The following is an 18,553-nucleotide window of genomic DNA, read 5'->3' on the forward strand; positions in this document are numbered from 1 at the left end:
TCGGCCCCTCATTTTATGCATGAAACGGACCTCGTTTTCAATCCGTAACTCTTCCCCGGGCGGCCTTGGCGCTATTCCCTGCGGTGTCGCGGCCGGCAAGGGGTGAAAACCGGGCCTTTCTCCCAATTCGCCGGCGTAATATTCTGATTTATCAGGCGACGGAAACCCGGACCTTAGCTAGAATAGAGCGTAACGGAAATCACTTTCAGCAAGGCGGCAGCGTGGAATTTATTACTCTATATGGGCTATTTCTGGCAAAAACCATCACCGTGGTGTTGGCCATCGGCGCGATACTGCTGTTGATTATGGGATTACGCCAGCGGCAGCGCCGGCGCAAAGGCGAAATCCAGATAACCGACCTGGGTAAACAGTACCGTGAAATGCAGCGGGAAATGAAACTGGCCCGCATGGGGGAGGCCGAGCAGCGCATCTGGCACAAACGTTATAAAAAGCAGGAAAAAAGCGAATCCAAAGTGGCCCGCGCCCGGGCGAAAAATGGCGAAAAATCGCCGCAAAAATCCTGCCTTTACGTACTTGATTTCAAAGGCAGCATGGATGCGGGCGAAGTCACGTCCCTGCGGGAGGAAATCACGGCGGTGCTGGCGGTAGCCAAACCTGAAGACGAAGTATTGCTGCGCCTGGAAAGCCCCGGCGGGGTGGTGCATGGTTACGGCCTGGCCGCGTCGCAGTTGCAGCGGCTGCGCGATCGGGGCATTCGCCTTACCGTCGCGGTGGATAAAGTGGCTGCCAGCGGCGGTTATATGATGGCCTGCGTCGCCGACCGCATCGTCGCCGCGCCATTTTCCATTATCGGTTCCATCGGCGTAGTGGCCCAGATTCCAAACTTTAACCGTCTATTAAAGCGCAACGACATTGATATGGAGCTGCACACCGCCGGCGCCTACAAGCGCACCTTGACCCTGTTCGGCGAGAACTCGCCGGAAGGGCGGGAAAAATTCCAGCAGGACCTGAACGAAACCCATGAGTTGTTTAAACGGTTCGTCCATAAAATGCGGCCTTCGCTGGATATCGAAGCGGTAGCCACCGGCGAGCACTGGTACGGCACCCAGGCGCGGGAAAACGGACTGGTGGACGGCGTAGGCACCAGCGACGATCTGCTGATTGCCGAAATGGATAACCATGAGGTAATTAGCGTGCGTTTCGCGCGGCGTAAACGATTGCTTGCGCGTTTTACCGACAGCGCGGCGCTAAGTATCGAACGGCGGATGCTTTATTGGTGGCAACGGGGGGAGAAGCCCCTGCTGTAATAAATGTGCGTGAGACGGGCCCGCAACCCGCGATGACGATAATGGGTTGCCGGTCTGGTCAAGTTGTCCTATACCTTAATCTTCTAAATGGTATTTGTCCGACAGCACGACGGCGAGATGTTTAAACATATTAAACACCGCCGTGGTTTTCCGGGTGGGTATTCCATCCTGGTCAAAAAAGAACTCGCCGCGGAAAATCAGCACGCCGCCTTTTTGTTCCACTTCGGTCGCTTCCATACCGTGTAAATATTCATCATGCGCCCGAATAATCCTATTTGCTTCGATGAGCAGGCTCTGGCGATCAATGGGAATGGTGTTACCTTGCATAAGTTTTGCTCCTGGTTGGCTATGGGGACTATTGTAATCCCCGGTTGTGTTTGGCTGCAAACAGACTAAGGTTTATTCGGTCAGCGGCCGGTTTTTAAATTGCCCGGCGGGCCGGGCTCGTTCTTTGTGCCGCTAATAAGTTGCGCCAACTTTTTTATCATGTAGAGTGTGGGCCTTCGTAAGTCCGGGGGGTAAGTACACCCGAAACAATAGTTGATTTATCAATATTTAATAGCAATATTGATAAATTTATATTATTTTTCAATGGGTTGTTCTAATGGTGAAAGCGAAAAAGCAGACTGGCTGAAAAGAGGTTGATTTTTGACGGTGCTGCCGCAATATAAAATTAGAGTATGCCCAGCCAGGGTCTGGCGCACAAAAAGCTTCTTATTACAGAAGACATCATTCAGGTAAAGGTAAAAATGGGTAAAGCTCTCGTTATCGTTGAATCCCCGGCAAAAGCCAAAACGATTAATAAATATTTAGGTAATGACTACGTCGTTAAGTCAAGCGTAGGTCACATCCGCGATTTGCCCACCAGCGGTTCAGCCAGCAAAAAAAGCACCGACGCGCTCAAAAAGAAAAAAGTGAAAAGCGATGCGCAAACCGCGTTGGTCAATCGCATGGGGATCGATCCCTACCACGGCTGGGACGCCCATTACGAAATTTTGCCCGGCAAGGAAAAAGTCGTCAACGAACTGAAAGCGCTGGCGGAGAATGCAGACCATATTTACCTCGCAACCGACCTTGACCGCGAAGGGGAAGCCATTGCCTGGCACCTGCGGGAAGTGATTGGCGGCGATGATAAACGTTTTAGCCGGGTGGTGTTTAACGAAATTACCCGCAATGCCATTGCCCAGGCGTTCAAGCAGCCGGGCGAGCTCAATATCGACCGGGTCAACGCCCAGCAGGCGCGGCGTTTTATGGACCGCGTCGTGGGCTATATGGTGTCGCCGCTATTGTGGAAAAAACTGGCCCGCGGCCTGTCCGCCGGCCGGGTGCAGTCGGTTGCGGTCCGCCTGGTGGTCGAGCGCGAACGGGAAATCAAAGCCTTTGTTCCCGAGGAGTACTGGGAATTGCATGCGGATCTCAACGTCGCCCCCAAAACGCAGTTGCAGATGCAGGTCACCCATTACGCCGACAAGCCGTTTAAGCCGGTTAACCAGCAGCAAACCCAGGCCGCGGTCGCGCTGCTGGAAAACGCCCGCTACGTCATTGCCGATCGCGAGGACAAACCGACCAGCAGCAAGGCCGGCGCGCCGTTCACCACCTCGACCTTGCAACAGGCCGCCAGCACCCGGCTGGGCTATGGCGTCAAAAAGACCATGATGCTGGCGCAGCGCCTGTACGAGGCGGGGCACATCACCTATATGCGTACCGACTCCACCAACCTGAGTCAGGATGCGCTGACCATGGCCCGGGATTATATCGGCGCGGAATTCGGCGCCAAATATCTGCCCAAGCAGGCCAATGAATATGCCAGCAAGGAAAACTCCCAGGAAGCCCATGAAGCGATCCGTCCTTCGGACGTGGGCAACCTGGCCGAACAGCTGAAAGATATGGAACCGGACGCGCAAAAGCTCTATCAGCTGATTTGGCGCCAGTTCGTCGCCTGCCAAATGATGCCGGCGCAGTACGATTCCACTACCCTGACGGTAAAAGCCGGCGATTACTCGCTGCGCGCCAAAGGCCGCATCCTGCGCTTTGACGGCTGGACCAAAGTCATGCCGGCGCTGCGCAAGGGCGATGAAGATCGCACCCTGCCGCCGGTTGACGTGGGCCAGACGCTGGAACTCAATAAGCTGCTGCCCAGCCAGCATTTCACCAAACCGCCGGCCCGCTATAGCGAAGCCTCGCTGGTGAAAGAACTGGAAAAACGCGGCATCGGCCGGCCGTCCACCTATGTCTCTATCATCTCCACCATTCAGGACCGCGGTTACGTGCAGGTGGAAAACCGCCGTTTCTACGCCGAAAAAATGGGCGAAATCGTCACCGACCGCCTGGAAGAGAATTTCCGCGAACTGATGAACTACGATTTTACCGCCCGCATGGAGGATAAACTCGATCAGGTGGCCAACAACCAGGCGGAATGGAAAGCGGTGCTGGACTCGTTCTTCGAAGAATTCAGCCAGCAGCTTGAGACGGCGGAAAAAGATCCGGAAGAGGGCGGCATGCGCCTGAACCAGATGGTGATGACCAGTATCGATTGCCCCACCTGCGGACGAAAAATGGGCATTCGTACCGCCAGCACCGGCGTATTTCTCGGCTGTTCGGGGTATTCCCTGCCGCCCAAAGAGCGCTGCAAGACCACTATCAACCTGATTCCCGAATCGGAAACCCTCAACCTGCTCGAAGGCGAGGATGCCGAAACCAACGCCCTGCGCGCGCGCCGCCGCTGCCCGAAATGCGGCACCGCCATGGACAGCTACCTGATCGATAATGGCCGTAAGCTGCACGTGTGCGGCGCCAATCCGCTGTGCGACGGTTATGAAATCGAGCAGGGCGAGTTCAGGATCAAAGGCTACGACGGGCCGGTGGTCGAGTGCGAGAAGTGCGGCGCCGATATGCACCTCAAGCTGGGGCGTTTTGGCAAATACATGGCCTGCACCAACTGCACCAATACCCGTAAAATCCTGCGCAACGGCGACGTGGCGCCGCCGAAGGAAGACCCCGTGCCGCTGCCGGAGCTGCCGTGCGAGAAGTCCGATGCCTATTTTGTCCTGCGCGACGGCGCCGCCGGGGTATTCCTGGCCGCCAATACCTTCCCCAAATCCCGGGAAACCCGGGCGCCGCTGGTGGAAGAGCTGGCCAGGTTCAAAGATCGCCTGCCTGAGAAACTGAGCTATCTGGCCGATGCGCCGGCTAAAGACCCCGAGGGCAATAAAACCCTGGTGCGCTTTAGCCGCAAGACCAAGCAGCAATACGTCTCGTCGGAAAAAGACGGTAAAGCCACCGGCTGGACGGCGTTTTATATCGACGGCAAATGGCAGGTTGCCAAAAAATAAGCGCCGGCTGCGGCCAATTGAAACCAACCTTTGCGGTTGGTTTTTTTTTGTCTTATAAATAAGTTATATATAGCGATTTTTTATGATTAAATAGTATTAATTGCAAGATATGCTTTCCCGTCGCTAAATGCCGGGGAACGCCCGCTGCCTGCCGACAGCGACCCGGAACAGCGCTTTAATGCCCTGTTCATGCCAGGATGACAACCAATGAAATTGCAGCAACTTCGTTATATTGTGGAAGTGGTTAATCATAATCTTAACGTTTCTTCCACCGCCGAAGGGCTTTATACCTCCCAACCTGGCATCAGCAAGCAGGTACGGATGCTGGAGGATGAGCTGGGGATTCAGATCTTCGCCCGCAGCGGCAAACATTTGACGCAGGTGACCCCGGCGGGGCAGGAAATCATCCGTATCGCCCGGGAAGTCCTGTCCAAGGTGGACGCCATCAAAGCCGTGGCCGGCGAGCACACCTACCCGGACAAAGGCTCGCTCTATGTCGCCACCACTCATACCCAGGCGCGTTACGCGCTGCCTGAAGTGATTAAGGGCTTTATCGAGCGCTATCCGCGGGTGTCGCTGCATATGCACCAGGGCTCGCCCACGCAAATTGCCGAAGCGGTATCCAAAGGGGTGGCGGACTTCGCTATCGCCACCGAAGCGCTCCATCTGTATGACGATTTGGTGATGCTGCCTTGCTATCACTGGAACCGGGCGATTGTCGTGCTGCCCACGCACCCGCTGGCGGGCAAGCATCACATTACCATTGAAGAACTCGCGGCCTATCCCCTGGTCACCTACACCTTCGGCTTTACCGGCCGTTCGGAGCTGGATACCGCCTTTAACCGGGCGGGGCTGACGCCGCGCATCGTGTTTACCGCCACCGACGCCGACGTGATTAAAACCTACGTGCGCATGGGGCTGGGGGTAGGGGTCATCGCCAATATGGCGGTCAGCGAGGAGGCCGATCCGGATTTGGTGAAAATCAATGCCGACGCCATGTTTGCCCTGAGCACCACCAAAATCGGCTTTCGGCGCAGCACCTTCCTGCGCAGCTATATGTACGACTTCATCCAGCGCTTTGCGCCGCATTTGACCCGCGATGTGGTGGATACGGCCATCGCCCTGCGTTCCAATGAAGATATCGAAGCGATGTTCAAGGATATTAAACTACCGGTTAAGTGACGGCGTCACGCGGCGGGCGCCAATCCGCCGCTAACAACACGATATGTTATAAAAAAGTTACCTTTTCTTGTATATTGTTTACAGCAATGCCTCAACCTATATAGGGTTATGACTATAATGAAATAAAAGTCTGGAGGAATTATGCCGTTTACTATTCGAGAAGCCAGTAAAGATTCCCTTGTCGTGCTGGATAAAACCTACCGCTATTACAGCCTGCCGTTAGCCGCCCAACGCCTGGGTTCCCTTGACGCCCTGCCCAAATCCATGAAAGTCCTGCTGGAAAACCTGCTGCGCAATCAAGACGACGAGATCGTCACCGAAGCGGATCTGCGCGCCCTGGCCGGCTGGCTGGAGCATGCCCATGCGGAAGGGGAAATCGCCTATCGTCCGGCGCGGGTGCTCATGCAGGACTTCACCGGCGTACCGGCGGTGGTGGATTTGGCGGCGATGCGCGAAGCGGTCAAACGCCTGGGCGGCGATGTGAATAAAGTGAACCCGCTGTCGCCGGTGGATCTGGTAATCGACCACTCGGTAACCGTCGATAATTATGGCAATGAGGACGCCTTCGCCGAAAACAACCAATTGGAAATGGAAAGGAATCTCGAACGCTATAAATTTCTGCGCTGGGGGCAGCAGGCGTTCAGCCGTTTCCGCGTCGTGCCGCCGGAAAATGGCATTTGCCATCAGGTTAACCTGGAGTATCTGGCGCTGACCGTGTGGCATGAACAGCAGGACGGCGAGGCGGTGGCCTATCCCGATACCCTGGTCGGTACCGATTCCCACACCACCATGGTCAACGGCCTGGGCGTCCTGGGCTGGGGCGTGGGCGGTATCGAGGCCGAAGCGGCCATGCTCGGCCAGCCGGTGTCGATGCTGATACCCGACGTGGTCGGGTTTAAGCTGGTGGGTAAATTGCATGAAGGCATTACCGCCACCGATTTGGTGCTCACCGTTACCCAGATGCTGCGTAAACACGGCGTAGTAGGCAAGTTCGTGGAATTTTATGGCGATGGGCTGGACGACCTGCCGCTGGCGGACCGGGCCACCATCGCCAATATGGCGCCGGAATACGGGGCCACCTGCGGCTTTTTCCCGGTGGACGCCATTACCCTGGATTATATGCGTCTGACCGGGCGCAGCGAGGAACAGATCGCCCTGGTGGAAGCCTATACCAAGCAGCAGGGATTATGGCGCCAACCGGGGGAAGAGCCCCGTTTTACCAGCACCCTGACCCTGGATATGGGGACGGTGGTGGCAAGCCTGGCCGGCCCGAAACGGCCGCAGGACCGGGTAGCCCTGCCGGGCGTACCCGCCGCGTTTCGCGCCAGCGACGAACTGGACTTCACCCGCCGCACGCATCATCCCGATTTCCAGAATGTCGAGCAGGACGGCCAGCAGTATGAACTGCATCAGGGGGCGGTCGTCATCGCCGCCATTACTTCCTGCACCAATACATCCAATGCCAATATCTTGATGGCCGCCGGCCTGCTGGCCCGTAATGCGGTCAACAAAGGCTTGCGCACCAAGCCCTGGGTAAAAACCTCCCTGGCCCCGGGGTCCAAGGTGGTTACCGACTATCTGGCCGCCGCCGGGCTGACGCCTTACCTGAATCAACTGGGGTTTAATCTGGTGGGGTATGGCTGTACGACCTGTATCGGCAACTCCGGCCCGCTGAAAGAGTCGATTGAAGCAGCGATAAAATCCGGGGATTTGACGGTGGGCGCGGTGCTGTCCGGCAACCGCAACTTCGAGGGGCGCATCCATCCGCTGGTGAAAACCAACTGGCTGGCCTCGCCGCCGCTGGTGGTGGCCTACGCCCTGGCCGGGAATATGCTGATCAACGTCAGCGAAGATCCCCTCGGGACCGACCCGCAGGGCCAACCGGTCTACCTGAAGGATATCTGGCCCACCTCGGCGGAAATCGCCGATGCGGTGGCGCTGGTCAACAGCGCCATGTTCCATAAAGAATACAGCGAAGTATTTAACGGTAACCAGGAGTGGCAAAATATCGAGGTTAACCGCACTCCCACCTATGATTGGCAGGACGACTCCACCTATATTCGCCTGACGCCGTTTTTCGAGCAGATGCAGCACCAGCCCAAACCGGTGGAAGATATCAGCGGGGCGCGCGTGCTGGCCATGCTGGGCGATTCGGTGACCACCGACCATATCTCCCCGGCCGGCAACATCAAAGTGGATAGCCCCGCGGGACGTTACCTGCGTGAAAACGGGGTCGAGGCCGGCAATTTCAACTCCTATGGTTCACGCCGCGGCAACTATGAAGTGATGATGCGCGGCACCTTCGCCAATATCCGTATCCGCAATGAAATGGTGCCCGGCGTCGAGGGCGGGATTACCCGGCATATTCCCTCCGGGGAAGAATTGGCCATCTACGATGCCGCCATGCGCTATCAGCAGGAGAAAGTGCCGCTGGCGATTATCGCCGGCAAGGAGTACGGGTCGGGTTCCAGCCGGGACTGGGCGGCTAAAGGGCCCAGGCTATTGGGTATCCGGGTGGTGATCGCCGAATCTTTCGAGCGTATCCACCGTTCCAATTTAATCGGCATGGGTATCCTTCCCCTGGAATTCCCGGCGGGGGTGACCCGCAAGACCCTGGGGCTGACCGGCGACGAAAGTATCAGCGTCAGCGGCCTGAGCGAACTGGCGCCGGGCCAGACGGTCATGGTGAGCATTACCTATGCCGACGGCCGCAGCGCGGGGGTGCCGGCCCGTTGTCGCATCGATACCGGCAATGAGCTGACCTACTATCGCCATGACGGCATCCTTAATTATGTGATCCGCAAAATGCTGTAATCCGCGGCGCTCTTCGTTCTCCTACGGAGACGAAGAGCGCACGGGAGTAAAATGTTCGTGACAATAAAACGCTCAGGTATATTATTTAACGGGCATAAATAATACCGCACCGGCGGAATGATGAAATGCATTGGTCTTTAAGCGTAATTCTGTTATTATTGCCGAATATAAAGTATCAATATAGAAACCTTATAAACAATGAGAGTTAAAATATCATTATTGATGTTTTAATTTTAAATAACTTTCCCGCCGTTATTATTAATCCCTCCATTTTTGTGATCCCTACAGGGTTCTTATTATTTTTGTTTGATATAGAATGCCGCCACTGCAAAGATAGCGTCACAATGAAAATACGCACATATTTTCGAAGAGGGTTATTGTTAACCTTCACGCAATATCTTTAACAAAATTTGGTTTTTATTTAAGCGTCCCCTTAGGAGAACACAATAATGAATAGCATGACTGAGAGTGCGTCGGTAATCGAGGCGTCCTCCGTATCCACCTGGCACAAAAGCGATACGATGTGGATGTTGGGTCTCTACGGCACGGCCATCGGCGCGGGCGTACTGTTTTTGCCGATTAACGCCGGCATAGGCGGCATCATCCCCCTGATCATCATGGCACTTATCGCCTTTCCGATGACGTTTTACGCGCACCGCGGATTATGCCGATTTGTATTATCCGGCAAGAATGGTGGCGAAGATATAACCGAAGTGGTCGAAGAACATTTCGGCGTTGGGGCGGGTAAATTAATCACCGTACTGTATTTTTTTGCAATATATCCCATTTGTTTGGTTTATGGCGTGGCCATTACTAATACCGTTAACAGCTTTATTACTCATCAGCTCCATTTGAATGCGCCGCCGCGCGCCATATTATCGCTGATATTAATTGTCGGCCTGATGACCGTGGTGCGTTTCGGTAAAGAAATGATCGTCAAGGCAATGAGTGTGCTGGTGTTTCCGTTTGTGGCAGCGTTAATGTTGTTGGCGTTTTATTTAATTCCCAACTGGAGCACCGCTATTTTCGATAGCGCCACCGTGGCCAGCAGCATGACCGGCAATAGTTTGATGGTCACTTTGTGGCTGGCGATTCCGGTGATGGTGTTTTCTTTCAACCATTCGCCGATTATCTCTTCGTTCGCGGTGGCCAAGCGCCAGGAATATGGCGTGGGCGCCGAGAAAAAATGCTCCCGCATCCTGGCCTATAGCCATGTGATGATGGTGGTGACGGTGATGTTTTTTGTCTTCAGCTGCGCGCTGAGCCTGTCCACCGTCGATCTGATGGAAGCCAAGGCGCAAAATATTTCCATCCTGTCTTACCTGGCGAATCATTTTAACAACCCGCTGATTGCCTGGATGGCGCCGATAATTGCCACGGTGGCTATCAGCAAATCCTTCCTCGGCCACTATCTTGGCGCCCGTGAAGGTCTCAACGGCATCATGCTCAAATCCTTGCGCAGCCGGGGTAAAACCGCCTCGGAAGAACGGCTTAACCGCATTACCGCCATCTTCATGCTGCTGACCACCTGGCTGGTGGCGACGCTTAATCCCAGTATCCTGGGCATGATCGAAACGCTGGGCGGCCCGATTATCGCCATGCTGCTGTTCCTGATGCCGATGTACGCCATCCAGAAAGTACCGGCCATGAAGAAGTACAGCGGAAAAGTCAGCAACGTGTTTGTCGTGCTCATGGGCCTCATCGCCATGTCGGCGATTATCTATAGCCTGATGGGGTAATCCCTTCGGACCAACCCGCTTTATGCGCCGGTGATTGCAGGGTAAATGACCGGCGCAGTACTCTAAGGATATGGTTATGGTTAGCGTTTTTGACATCTTTAAAATTGGCATCGGGCCTTCCAGCTCACATACCGTCGGCCCCATGAAGGCCGGGAAAATGTTTACCGACGACCTGATGGCCAAAGGATTGGCCCCCGCCGTTAGCCGTATTGCGGTAGATGTCTATGGTTCACTTTCATTAACCGGCCGCGGCCACCACACCGATATCGCGATTATCATGGGCCTGGCCGGCAATCAGCCCGATACGGTGGATGTCGATGCCATTCCGCAATTTATCAACCAGGTGCGCCAGCTCGGCCGGCTGCCCCTGTCGGACGGCCATGAAGTGAGTTTTGCCGTGGCGTCCGCCATTACCTTTCGTGATGAAAACCTGCCGCTGCACGAAAACGGCATGATGTTCAACGCCTACGACCAGGACGCCCTGGTGTATAGCAAAACCTATTACTCCATCGGCGGGGGATTCGTGGTCGATCGCGAAAGCTTCGGCCAAAAAGAAACCACCGAGCAAACGGTGCCGTTTCCGTTCTTCTCGGCGCAGAACCTGTTGCGCCATTGCCGCGATAATTGCCTGTCGCTGTCGGCGGTGGTGATGAAAAATGAGCTGGCGCTGCACAGCCGCGAGGAGATTGAAAGCTACTTCGGCGCGGTGTGGAGCACGATGCAAAGCGCCATGCGGCGCGGCATGAATACCGAAGGCGTACTGCCGGGACCGATACGGGTACCGCGCCGGGCTTCCAGCCTGCACCGGCTATTGTTCACCGGCGACCGCTTTTCCACCGATCCCATGAACGCCATGGACTGGGTCAATATGTTCGCCATGGCGGTAGCGGAAGAAAATGCCGCCGGCGGGCGGGTGGTTACCGCGCCCACCAACGGCGCCTGCGGCATCATTCCCGCCGTACTGGCCTACTATGACCACTTTATCCAGCCGGTGACGCCCGAAGCCTATCTGCGTTTCTTCCTGGCTTCCGGGGTAGTGGGGGCGCTGTACAAAATGAATGCCTCGATTTCCGGCGCCGAAGTCGGCTGCCAGGGCGAGGTGGGGGTCGCCTGCTCCATGGCGGCGGCGGGGCTGGCGGAACTGCTTGGCGGCAGTCCGGAACAGGTATGCATCGCCGCGGAAATCGGCATGGAGCATAACCTAGGCCTGACCTGCGATCCGGTCGCGGGTCAGGTGCAGGTGCCTTGCATCGAGCGCAATGCCATCGTGGCGATGAAAGCGATAAACTCCGCGCGCATGGCGATTCGCCGTACCACCGAACCCCGGGTCTCGCTGGATAAAGTGATTGAAACCATGTATGAGACCGGCAAGGATATGAATGCGAAGTACCGCGAGACGTCGCGCGGCGGGCTGGCGATAAAAGTGGTGTTGTGCGAATAAACGGCCTACCGGCGGGCTGACGCCGCCGGTCACCAGATAACGTTGTTTTCCGCGGCGGAGATATACCAGTCCACCGCCGTGGAATCGGCGCTTTTTTCCAACAGCGGTTTTTCCGTCCCGTCGGCCGCGGCGGTGACGGCTTTTTTCCGAATGCGCAGGGGCGCGTTTTGCCGATCGCCGCTAATCTGCGCGTTAAATGACCGGACCTCCGCGTCAAACAACACCCCTTCAAGCTGATGCAGGCGATTTAACCCGCGCAGGATGCAGATCAACGTACTCAAGGTCACCGAACCGCCCATTTCGGCGCGTTTAATGGTGGCGATGCCCAATCCCGCACGTTCGGCCAGGTCGATTTGCGACAGGCGCTGCTCAATGCGCGCGTCTTTGATTCTGCAACAGAGATCGGCGATGATTTCACTGTCGCTCATGGTACTGAACTTCATGGCGTATGACCCTATAAAATAAAAGGCTATTGTAGCCTATCACCCCCGCGCGATCTCCGTTACCGATCGCACCACGATCACGTTTTGCTCATATATCGATCAAAAAAGGGGGATGGACAGGTTTATTTAATATCCAGCAAATGGCCCATTTTGGCCGCTTTGGTATCAAGGTAACGGGCATTGAGCGGATTGCGTCCGACGATCAGCGGCACCCGCTCGGTAATATTGATGCCGGCCTCGGTAAGGATTTCCACTTTTTGCGGATTATTGGTCAGCAAACGCACCGCCCCGACGCCCAGCAGCTTGAACATATCGGCGCATAACGTGAAATCCCGCTCGTCGGCGGCAAAACCCAGCTGATGGTTGGCTTCCACGGTATCGGCCCCTTTATCCTGCAGGGCATAGGCGCGAATCTTGTTGAGCAGACCGATATTGCGCCCTTCCTGGCGGTGATAGAGCAATATGCCCCGGCCTTCCTCGGCGATATGCGTCAGGGCCGCTTCGAGCTGGAAGCCGCAATCACAGCGCAGGCTAAACAGGGCGTCGCCGGTCAGGCATTCGGAGTGAACGCGCGCCAGCACCGGCAGTTCGCCGGTAATATCGCCGAATACCAGCGCCAGATGATCGTGTCCCGTGGCTAATTCCTCGAATCCGACCATCAAAAAGTCGCCCCAGGGTGTTGGCAGTTTGGCCTCTGCCACACGTTTAAGCTGCATGTTTCTCTCCAAAACCGAAATAACGACGCACCGCCTGCCGTCGGTAAAGCTACCGCCGGTATAACCGCTGCCGGTATGGCTGATAGGCAGACCGATGCGCAAAGATCCATTAATAGGGTATTTTGCCATAACTTTACCGAAAACTGACGGTTGAAAATTCTGTTCAATGGCAAAATAGTCATTTGATTGTCACAATTGCTTACTAACGCGCACTTTGCGTTTGGCGCTATCCAAGCCGTATCGAGGGTAAACTCTTCAGCGGTAATGGAAATTTAACGGAATGGCTATTCATGTTCGAAATCGCAAAACGTACCGGCCTGGGCGCGATGGTGCTTATGATAATACCACTTTTGGTTTGGGTCAGTGGCTGGCAGTGGCATCCGCAAAATGAAGCCGACTGGTGGCAGGGCATGTTTTGGATGACCCAGACCGTGACCTCGCCCTGGGGCGCCTTGACCAGCGCGCTATTATTAAGCTGGTTTCTCTGGTGCCTGCGCTTTCGCCTGAAACCGGCGGTGGGCCTGGCCTGCATCCTGGGCGCGACGCTGTTTATCGGCCAGGGGCTGAAGTCGGTTATTAAAGACCGGGTACAGGAACCGCGCCCCTACGTGTTATGGCTGGAGCACGCTTACGACATCGATGACCGGGCTTTCTACTCCCTGCCGCGTAAACAGCGCGCGCAGCTGGTAAAGCAAGAATTGCAGGACCAGGCCAATATTCCCCCGTGGCTGCGTAAACACTGGCAGCACGAAACCGGCTTTGCCTTTCCCTCCGGCCATACGGTTTTTGCCGCCAGCTGGGCGCTGCTGGCCCTGGGGCTGCTTTGGCCGCGCCGCCACTTCGCTTCGGTGGCGATTATCATGGCCTGGGCGATGGTGGTCATGGGTAGCCGCATGATCCTGGGCATGCACTGGCCGCGGGATCTGATTGTGGGCACTATCCTCAGCTGGCTGATTATTACCCTGGCCTGCTGGCTGGTACAGCGCTGGATCGGCCCGCTAACCCCCAAACCCGACGAAGCCCGGGATATTAAATCCCGCGCCTAGCGACCCCGCCCGGCCTGGCGGCGCCATAACGCAGCGGATGCCGCCCGGAGAATTTCTTTCCCGAACATTACCCGCCGCGCAACGCGGCGGGTAATGCCCGCCCCCGATGTAATCACTTTGTTGCTTTTTGTGACAGCACTCGCTATTCCCAATAATCTCCATGGACATTCAGCCGGGGACTTGCGACACTCAGGTTGAATATAAAATCAAAAGTGAATATATATTCATACGATGTATTCATCCTGGAGAATAACAATGAACAACTTCCTAGTGAAACCCTGTCTCGCCGCCGTTCTGTTATCCCTGTCGCTGGCTTCTTTCGCCGCCGACAAGGGACTGATCGCCATTATCACGCCGTCCCATGACAACCCATTCTTCAAGGCGGAAGCCGATGCGGCCTCCGCTAAAGCCAAAGAACTCGGCTACACCACGCTGGTGGCGTCCCATGACGATGACGTCAGCAAACAAAACCAGCTGATTGAAACCGCCATTGCCCGCAAAGCCAAAGCCATCGTGCTCGACAACGCCGGCTCCGACGCTACCATCGGGCCGTTGAAAAAAGCCAAAGAGGCGGGCATTCCCGCTTTTCTGATCGATCGTGAAATCAATGCCACCGGCGTGGCGGTAGCGCAAATCGTCTCCAACAACTATCAAGGCGCACAGCTCGGCGCTGAAAAATTCGTCAAACTGATGAACGGCAAGGGCAAATATGTCGAACTGCTGGGCAAAGAATCGGACACCAACGCCCACGTTCGTTCCCAGGGCTACCACGACGTCATCGATGAATATACCGACCTGAAAATGGTTGCCCAGCAAACCGCCAACTGGAGCCAGACCGAAGCCTTCAGCCGCATGGAGTCCATTTTGCAGGCCAATCCGGATATCACCGGCGTGATCTCCGGCAACGACACCATGGCGCTCGGGGCGGAAGCGGCGCTGAAAGCCGCCGGCCGCAAGGACGTGATCCTGGTGGGTTTTGACGGCAGCGACTATGTGCGCGACTCCATCATCGCCAAAGGCAATATCAAGGCCACGGTGCTGCAGCCGGCCGCGGCGCAGGCGCAAATGGCGGTAGAGCAGGCCGACGCTTACCTGACCACCGGCAAGGCGCAGAAAGAAGAGAAACAGCTGATGGACTGCGTGCTGATTGATGAAACCAACGCCAAGAACCTGAAAATGTTCGACCTGAAAAAATAGTCATCCACACCGTGAAGGGGCCGCAGGGCTCCTTCCACCAGGAGAAGATATGCAGCTCAGGGTAATTCGTAAAGCGGCAATAGGGTGCCTGGCCATTCTGCTGGCGGCCTGTACCGTGGTCGATCTGGACAGCGACGGCAATCCCATTATCCCCGCCGATCCGTCGGCCGGGCCCGACTATTCCAACCAGACTCCGGCGCAAATCGCGCAAAGCCTATGGGCAAGCAAAATCCTGCCCGCCGCCCATGCCCAGGCGCTGGACTGGACGGCGCTCAAACAGGCCCAGGGAAAGCTCAATCCCACGGAAAATAAAAGCGTCTATGGCAAATTTACCGGCAAAATCAGCGCGCTGGATAAAGAAGGGCTGGAGCGCAATCTGACGGTGGTGGTCAACGGCGAACCGGTGATCCTGCAATTGGGGCCGATTATCAAAGGTAATGCCGTGCGCGATGCCGCCGGGTTTATCCGCTTTGAAGATTTTAAAAATCAAGTGCAGTTCGCGCAGGTGGCCAGGGCGCTGAACAAACAGGCGTTAAGCGGTCTGCCGGCGCTGGACGCCGGGTGGATCGGCCAGAACGTCGAGATAGTGGCGGCCTTTACCCTGCGCCCGGACGGCCTGGCCGACGGCGTGGCGCTGGAGATTAAACGGGGAGCGGCGCAATGAGCGAAAAACCTGACATCATCCTGCGCGCCACGGGCATAACCATGCTTTATCCGGGCACGTTGGCGCTGGATAATGTGGATTACAACGTTTATCGCGGCAAAGTAAATGTGATTATCGGCGAAAACGGCGCGGGCAAATCCACCCTGATGAACGTGCTGGCCGGGGTGCAACGGCCGACCTCGGGCCAGATACTGCTCAACGGGGAGCCGGTCAGCTTCGGCAATACCCGCGAAGCGGCGGCCAAGGGCATCGGCATGGTGCACCAGGAGTTGAATCTCTCGGAAAACCTCAACGTGGCGGAAAATATTTTTCTGGGCCGTGAGCTCCAGTCCGGCCTGCGGCCTATCAATCAGGCCGAGCAGGAGCGTATCACCGCCGAATTGATGGCCAGGCTTGATCAGCCGATTTCGCCCCGCGAACTGGTTTCCAACTTGAAAGTAGGCCAGCAGCAGCTGGTGGAAATCGGCAAAGCCCTGGCGGAGCAGGCCGATATCCTGATCCTGGACGAACCCACTTCGGCCCTAAGCAAAACCGAAGTGGACGTGCTGTTCCGGGTGATCCGCGAACTGACCCGCCAGGGCGTATCGATTATCTATATTTCGCACCGCCTGGAAGAGCTGATGGCCATCGGTGATTACATTACCATTTTGCGCGACGGCCGCTTTCAGGCCGAGGCGGTGGTGAGCGACATCGACGTGCCGTGGATCGTGCGGGAAATGCTTGGCGGTGACCCTGTCACGACGTTTCTCAAGCCCGGGCGCGTCTTCGGCCTTCCGGTGCTGCAGGCGGACCATATCACCTGCGTCAACGACGCCGGCCATCCGGTGGTCAACGACGTCACCTTCAGCGTGCGTGCCGGCGAAATCGTGGGCATTTATGGCCTGATGGGCGCCGGGCGCACCGAGCTGTTTGAATGCTTGCTGGGCACGCAGAAAAATTATCTGGGCAAAATCTGGCTGGGGGATTTACCTATTTCCACCGGCATGTCCACCGCCAATCGCATCAAACTCGGCATGAGCCTGGTGCCGGAAGATCGCAAAAAAGCCGGCATTTTCCCCGCCTCGTCGGTGGCGATCAACCTGACCATCGCCAGCCTCTGGCGGCGCTTGCAGCACGGCGTAAGCATTATGCGCAGCCAGGAAGAGCAGGTCGTGGCCTCCACCATCGGCGATCTCTCGATCAAAGTGTCCTCGCCGGATGTGGAAATCCAGGCGCTGAGCGGCGGCAACCAGCAAAAGGTGGTTATCGGCCGTTCGCTGCTGACCAGTCCGAAGCTGCTGCTGCTCGATGAACCGACGCGCGGCATCGACGTGGGCGCCAAGGCCGATGTGTTTGAAATGATGGTGGCGTTATCCGAACAGGGGATCGGCGTGCTGTTTTCCACCTCGGATTTGAAAGAAATCATGGCGGTCTCCGACCGTATTCTGGTGATGTCGAACGGTCAGTTGACGGCGAATGTCGAGCGTCAATCGGCCCAGGAGTCGGCATTGGTCTCGGCGAGTGCAAAAGGGTTTTGATATGAAAGCAACCAACACCGCGACATTGGCGCCCCTGACCCTAGGACAGCGTTTCCGTTCGCGCGAAAATCTGCTGCTGATGCTGCTTAAACTGCGCACTTTTATCGCGCTATTCCTGATCCTGGGTTTTTTCACCGCCACGGTGCCCGGGTTTCTCGATACCGGCAGCATCATCATCATGATGAAACATATTTCCATCAACGCCTTCCTGGCGCTCGGCATCACGTTTGTGATCATTACCGCCGGGATTGACCTGTCCATCGGCGCCACCCTCGGCCTGTGCGGCATGTTCGCCGGCTGGATGATTGCGCACGGCATCGTGCTGCCCATGTTCGGCATCGCTATTTTCCCCAGCGTCTGGGTCATTATTCCCCTGGTGCTGTTGCTGGGCGCGCTGATCGGCGCCATCAACGGCTGGATTATCACCCGCTACAACGTCGCGCCGTTTATCTGCACGCTCGGCACCATGTACATCGTGCGCGGCGCGGCGATGCTGTTGTCCAACGGCGAAACCTTCCCCGGCCTGGACGGCAATCCGCGCCTGGGCAATACCGGCTTTGACGCCATCGGGGCCGGATCGCTGCTGGGGGTACCCTACAGCATCTGGATGATGTTTGTGCTGGCGCTGGCCATCGCTTATGTGGCCCGGCGCCTGCCGTTCGGCCGCCATGTCTACGCCATCGGCGACAACGAACGGGCCGCCGAGCTGTCGGGCATTAAAGTCAAACAGGTCAAGGTGTGGGTCTATATCATTTCGGGTTTGTGCGCCGCCGTGGCGGGGATCGTGGTCTCCTCCCAGCTGGTCGCCAGCCACCCGGCTACCGGCACCGCCTTTGAAATGAACGCCATCGCGGCGGTGGTACTGGGCGGGACATCCCTGGCCGGCGGGCGCGGCACCATTGTCGGTACGCTGATTGGCGCGTTTGTCATCGGTATTTTGGCCGACGGCCTGGTCATGATGGGCGTCAGTGAATTTTGGCAGATGGTGATTAAAGGCATGGTGATTATCGTGGCGGTGATTATCGATCAGATGCAAAACCGCATGCAGCACAAGGCCGCCATCGTGTCGCAGAAAATCATCAAAGAGGGAACGACGGAGTAATATCCCGTTGGGGTCGCAGGTATGCACGGCCCATTTTTTGGGCCGGATATGAATAAATATTCTTTTGTGAGTAAAAATTCAAAATTGAGAGA

At 56.4% G+C, this 18,553-nt stretch carries 14 protein-coding genes; 11 read left to right on the plus strand and 3 right to left on the minus strand.

Annotated elements, in window-relative coordinates; genetic code table 11:
- Nucleotides 1–221: 221 nt before the first annotated feature.
- Nucleotides 222–1,268, plus strand: coding sequence for a protease SohB (sohB, locus tag ACL2XP_RS12265; RefSeq protein WP_413738774.1), 1,047 nt, complete (start codon nucleotides 222–224; stop codon nucleotides 1,266–1,268).
- 75 nt (nucleotides 1,269–1,343) lie between these two features.
- Here the strand turns inward: sohB and ACL2XP_RS12270 are convergent, their stop codons facing one another.
- Nucleotides 1,344–1,595: a YciN family protein gene (locus ACL2XP_RS12270; protein WP_413738775.1), complete on the minus strand. Its 252-nt coding sequence runs from the start codon at nucleotides 1,593–1,595 to the stop codon at nucleotides 1,344–1,346.
- 422 nt (nucleotides 1,596–2,017) lie between these two features.
- Between ACL2XP_RS12270 and topA the strand changes: the two genes are divergently transcribed.
- From topA to ACL2XP_RS12295, 5 genes are all read left to right on the plus strand, one after another.
- Entirely contained in the window at nucleotides 2,018–4,600 is a 2,583-nt protein-coding gene (gene topA / locus ACL2XP_RS12275) for a type I DNA topoisomerase (protein WP_413738776.1), read from the plus strand.
- A 207-nt stretch (nucleotides 4,601–4,807) separates the two neighbouring features.
- Nucleotides 4,808–5,782: an HTH-type transcriptional regulator CysB gene (gene cysB, locus ACL2XP_RS12280; protein WP_413738777.1), complete on the plus strand. Its 975-nt coding sequence runs from the start codon at nucleotides 4,808–4,810 to the stop codon at nucleotides 5,780–5,782.
- Nucleotides 5,783–5,923: 141 nt separating this feature from the next.
- Nucleotides 5,924–8,596: an aconitate hydratase AcnA gene (gene acnA, locus ACL2XP_RS12285; protein WP_413738778.1), complete on the plus strand. Its 2,673-nt coding sequence runs from the start codon at nucleotides 5,924–5,926 to the stop codon at nucleotides 8,594–8,596.
- 458 nt (nucleotides 8,597–9,054) lie between these two features.
- Nucleotides 9,055–10,335, plus strand: a complete 1,281-nt coding sequence (locus ACL2XP_RS12290) for an HAAAP family serine/threonine permease (RefSeq protein WP_413739140.1) — start codon at nucleotides 9,055–9,057, stop codon at nucleotides 10,333–10,335.
- Nucleotides 10,336–10,411: 76 nt separating this feature from the next.
- Complete coding sequence (locus ACL2XP_RS12295; protein WP_413738779.1) at nucleotides 10,412–11,776, plus strand: L-serine ammonia-lyase; 1,365 nt, start codon at nucleotides 10,412–10,414, stop codon at nucleotides 11,774–11,776.
- A gap of 29 nt (nucleotides 11,777–11,805) precedes the next feature.
- Here ACL2XP_RS12295 and ACL2XP_RS12300 read toward each other — a convergent pair whose 3' ends face one another.
- Nucleotides 11,806–12,219, minus strand: a complete 414-nt coding sequence (locus tag ACL2XP_RS12300) for a helix-turn-helix domain-containing protein (protein WP_413738780.1) — start codon at nucleotides 12,217–12,219, stop codon at nucleotides 11,806–11,808.
- Between the two features lie 122 nt (nucleotides 12,220–12,341).
- A complete protein-coding gene (gene ribA / locus ACL2XP_RS12305; protein WP_413738781.1) occupies nucleotides 12,342–12,935 on the minus strand; it encodes a GTP cyclohydrolase II in 594 nt (197 codons plus the stop codon).
- 290 nt (nucleotides 12,936–13,225) lie between these two features.
- Between ribA and pgpB the strand changes: the two genes are divergently transcribed.
- The 5 genes from pgpB to ACL2XP_RS12330 all read left to right on the plus strand — a co-directional run bounded on the left by pgpB (nucleotide 13,226) and on the right by ACL2XP_RS12330 (nucleotide 18,461).
- A complete protein-coding gene (gene pgpB / locus ACL2XP_RS12310; protein WP_413738782.1) occupies nucleotides 13,226–13,981 on the plus strand; it encodes a phosphatidylglycerophosphatase B in 756 nt (251 codons plus the stop codon).
- A gap of 255 nt (nucleotides 13,982–14,236) precedes the next feature.
- Complete coding sequence (locus ACL2XP_RS12315; protein WP_413738783.1) at nucleotides 14,237–15,178, plus strand: D-ribose ABC transporter substrate-binding protein; 942 nt, start codon at nucleotides 14,237–14,239, stop codon at nucleotides 15,176–15,178.
- Between the two features lie 49 nt (nucleotides 15,179–15,227).
- Nucleotides 15,228–15,842 (plus strand): DUF2291 family protein, encoded by a 615-nt coding sequence (locus ACL2XP_RS12320; RefSeq protein ID WP_413738784.1) that lies wholly within the window; start codon nucleotides 15,228–15,230, stop codon nucleotides 15,840–15,842.
- On the plus strand, nucleotides 15,839–17,359 hold the full coding sequence (locus ACL2XP_RS12325) for a sugar ABC transporter ATP-binding protein (protein ID WP_413738785.1): 1,521 nt from the start codon (nucleotides 15,839–15,841) through the stop codon (nucleotides 17,357–17,359). Before ACL2XP_RS12320 ends, ACL2XP_RS12325 begins: the two co-directional genes overlap by 4 nt.
- Before the next feature lies 1 nt (nucleotide 17,360).
- Entirely contained in the window at nucleotides 17,361–18,461 is a 1,101-nt protein-coding gene (locus ACL2XP_RS12330) for an ABC transporter permease (RefSeq protein ID WP_413738786.1), read from the plus strand.
- The last annotated feature ends 92 nt before the right edge of the window (nucleotides 18,462–18,553 follow it).

Origin of the sequence: Sodalis sp. RH21, from assembly GCF_047324175.1 — a bacterium.
GTDB lineage: Bacteria > Pseudomonadota > Gammaproteobacteria > Enterobacterales > Enterobacteriaceae > Acerihabitans.

What these genes read in the sequence shown, in the direction of transcription:
- ACL2XP_RS12270 (WP_413738775.1), bottom strand. Translation starts at nt 1,595, where the DNA reads ATGCAAGGTAACACCATTCCCATTGATCGCCAGAGCCTGCTCATCGAA.
- topA (WP_413738776.1), top strand. Translation starts at nt 2,018, where the DNA reads ATGGGTAAAGCTCTCGTTATCGTTGAATCCCCGGCAAAAGCCAAAACG.
- cysB (WP_413738777.1), top strand. Translation starts at nt 4,808, where the DNA reads ATGAAATTGCAGCAACTTCGTTATATTGTGGAAGTGGTTAATCATAAT.
- acnA (WP_413738778.1), top strand. Translation starts at nt 5,924, where the DNA reads ATGCCGTTTACTATTCGAGAAGCCAGTAAAGATTCCCTTGTCGTGCTG.
- ACL2XP_RS12290 (WP_413739140.1), top strand. Translation starts at nt 9,055, where the DNA reads ATGACTGAGAGTGCGTCGGTAATCGAGGCGTCCTCCGTATCCACCTGG.
- ACL2XP_RS12295 (WP_413738779.1), top strand. Translation starts at nt 10,412, where the DNA reads ATGGTTAGCGTTTTTGACATCTTTAAAATTGGCATCGGGCCTTCCAGC.
- ACL2XP_RS12300 (WP_413738780.1), bottom strand. Translation starts at nt 12,219, where the DNA reads ATGAAGTTCAGTACCATGAGCGACAGTGAAATCATCGCCGATCTCTGT.
- ribA (WP_413738781.1), bottom strand. Translation starts at nt 12,935, where the DNA reads ATGCAGCTTAAACGTGTGGCAGAGGCCAAACTGCCAACACCCTGGGGC.
- pgpB (WP_413738782.1), top strand. Translation starts at nt 13,226, where the DNA reads ATGTTCGAAATCGCAAAACGTACCGGCCTGGGCGCGATGGTGCTTATG.
- ACL2XP_RS12315 (WP_413738783.1), top strand. Translation starts at nt 14,237, where the DNA reads ATGAACAACTTCCTAGTGAAACCCTGTCTCGCCGCCGTTCTGTTATCC.
- ACL2XP_RS12320 (WP_413738784.1), top strand. Translation starts at nt 15,228, where the DNA reads ATGCAGCTCAGGGTAATTCGTAAAGCGGCAATAGGGTGCCTGGCCATT.
- ACL2XP_RS12325 (WP_413738785.1), top strand. Translation starts at nt 15,839, where the DNA reads ATGAGCGAAAAACCTGACATCATCCTGCGCGCCACGGGCATAACCATG.
- ACL2XP_RS12330 (WP_413738786.1), top strand. Translation starts at nt 17,361, where the DNA reads ATGAAAGCAACCAACACCGCGACATTGGCGCCCCTGACCCTAGGACAG.